Genomic DNA, 2,229 nt, shown 5'->3' with positions numbered 1-2,229 from the left:
GTAATGATCACTGACTCAGCTTTCGTCTGTTCATGTTCATTGAAAATGATTGGCTGAAGCGTCTGCGTCGAGTCAGGAGAGCTTAATCGTTTAGACCAATAGTGGAAGGTTTGGTAACTGAGGCCGCGGTCTGCACAAAATTGCTTGATGGAGAGCGGGCTTTGTTTTTGTTGCTCAACAATGGCTGCCCAATGGGCGCGTTTTTGCTCTTGGTTCATGGTGCCTCCGTTGAAAAAGGCACTATGTCAAAGTACTGGTGTTATTGGTATGTGGGGTTTATTAACCGCTTACGGTTTATGAACCAGCCTGTTTCCCCCTCATCATCTCCCATTTACTTTTCCAGCCATCAGCCTGTCAGCTTGATTCAGTCGAAGAAAACGTCTTTCTAAAAGTGTGTGTCCCTGTAAATCGTTTGCTTTAACGAAGCGCTAAACAAAGAGTGGATGACCTCTATTGGTTAATGATCGAAATACTTAAACATAGCTTAGGAGTTGTAAATTATTAGATAATGTAACAGTGATGATAGAAAACCCTCAAATATCTAGCGTCTCAAATATGGATCTAATGTTACTAGGAGATAAGATTGTGCGAAATATATGGGCTATATATGTCTATGGTTTCTTTTTACGGCACGCTGATTTCTTCGAGGTTTTAATAATAAGTAAAATACGCAACATATAGAATAGCTTAGTGAGTGTCATGACAGTACTTCAATGACTGATGGTTTTAATTTTTTATATTAAACTATGCTTTCAATGTATAGTTTTCTCTGTTGCTAAATTTTTATATGTTAAAAATATTAATTATAAAGTATGAATTTAGCACTAATAAAATGATGTCTACCTTTGGTTGATTTCATCTAAGTTTATGATTTAAATATAATAAAAATGATTTAAGCAATAGGGATAGTATATAGCATTAAATTATAGAGAGACTTTGCTGGCAATGATTTTATTAAGTATTAATTAAGTATGGTATTCGTATCTTTTATACTCTAGTTCTTGTGAATGGGAGTTAGCATTAAATAACTTTACACTAAGTGGTATTTCTGTTATTTATCGCAATTGGAGGGGTGTTTAAGCTCCTTCTTAGGTATTTAAAAACAAAAGGTTACATACTATGTGTGCTAAAATTTATATTTAAAATCATGATTAATCACGATAGTCCTATAAAAGAGACAAAAACAACTTGTCCATGTTGTAATTTAGATGACTGCAATACAAACCAAACCGCTTTGTCTAATTAAATTTAGTTGTTGGAGAGTTAATTTATCAAGGTGAATTTCTGTCAATTTTTTATTGATTAACCCGGCATCTGGATATTATCAATGTTTCATACGGCTTAATAATTGATAATATATAGAAGCCACTGAATATGGATGAGGGAAATCATGCATTGGAATACTTCAGACAAAATTAAGCAACTTATCAATATTATTGGACCGTTATTAGTTCTATTCTCTTTATCTTCCTACGCGGCAGTGACCACCAAAGTGGTCGTTGAGTATACCGAGGGGCCAAGTTACTGGATCAATGAAAAGCGCACAGTCACATTTATTAGCCAGAACTATGATGAAGGTGCAAAAGATCTCCGTGTAGTTGTCAGGGACTCCGATGGAAGTACTAAATTAAGATTCTTTGATAGTCAGGATATAGTAAAAGTAAAGTCGCTTATCCGTGCAATGAACAAAACCAAGAGCTGGAGACAGTTTGACTCACCAATTTGTGACGCTCCGCACTATGAAGTAGGCATTGGTAAAAAACGTCGTGCTAGTCTAATTGACTGTGCTGGATGGGAAAATCCACCAACAAAAGCGTTTAATGATCTAAGAGCAGGCTTGAGAGAGTATGCTGTCAAAACTATCAATGAACCTGACTTTGTCCATTGGCAACCAGAAATCATCATTGATTAAGAGTTGGACATGAAACCTCGGGATATGGAGACGTGGCTAACTGAAATTGACAAGCTAATTATGAGCCAGACCTTTACACTGCTGCATACCTGAGAAGTTAAAGAAGCGACGGGTAGCTGTCGCTTCTTCTTTTAGTAGATGAACGAAATCTGAGGTTTAAGAAATCAGCTTATTTTTATCCCCTTAATCAGTCGGCCCTGAAAAAGCCGTTTTTGCCATTAAGAAATCAAGCAAAAAATAGGGAAGCTGAAATACCAGCTTCCCTATTTTTTAGACAACTGCGCCTGCTTAGTCGCAATAGCATCCTTGTTCATTGT

2 protein-coding genes are annotated in these 2,229 nt (G+C 36.4%); one reads left to right on the top strand and one right to left on the bottom strand.

Annotated features, from left to right (window positions below):
- A partial coding sequence (gene tnpA, locus GMA8713_RS25435; protein WP_062714832.1) for an IS66 family insertion sequence element accessory protein TnpA occupies nt 1-218 on the bottom strand: 218 nt, incomplete at its 3' end.
- 1,172 nt (nt 219-1,390) lie between these two features.
- Between tnpA and GMA8713_RS25430 the strand changes: the two genes are divergently transcribed.
- Nucleotides 1,391-1,912 (top strand): hypothetical protein, encoded by a 522-nt coding sequence (locus tag GMA8713_RS25430; RefSeq protein WP_157515786.1) that lies wholly within the window; start codon nt 1,391-1,393, stop codon nt 1,910-1,912.
- Nucleotides 1,913-2,229: the final 317 nt, after the last annotated feature.

Source organism: Grimontia marina (genome assembly GCF_900060185.1).
Lineage (GTDB): Bacteria > Pseudomonadota > Gammaproteobacteria > Enterobacterales > Vibrionaceae > Enterovibrio > Enterovibrio marinus.
Note: the sequence above shows the minus strand (reverse complement) of the source record. Positions and strands in the feature narration are given on the sequence as shown.

Coding starts and splice junctions, on each gene's coding strand:
- GMA8713_RS25430 (WP_157515786.1), top strand. CDS start 1,391: ATGCATTGGAATACTTCAGACAAAATTAAGCAACTTATCAATATTATT.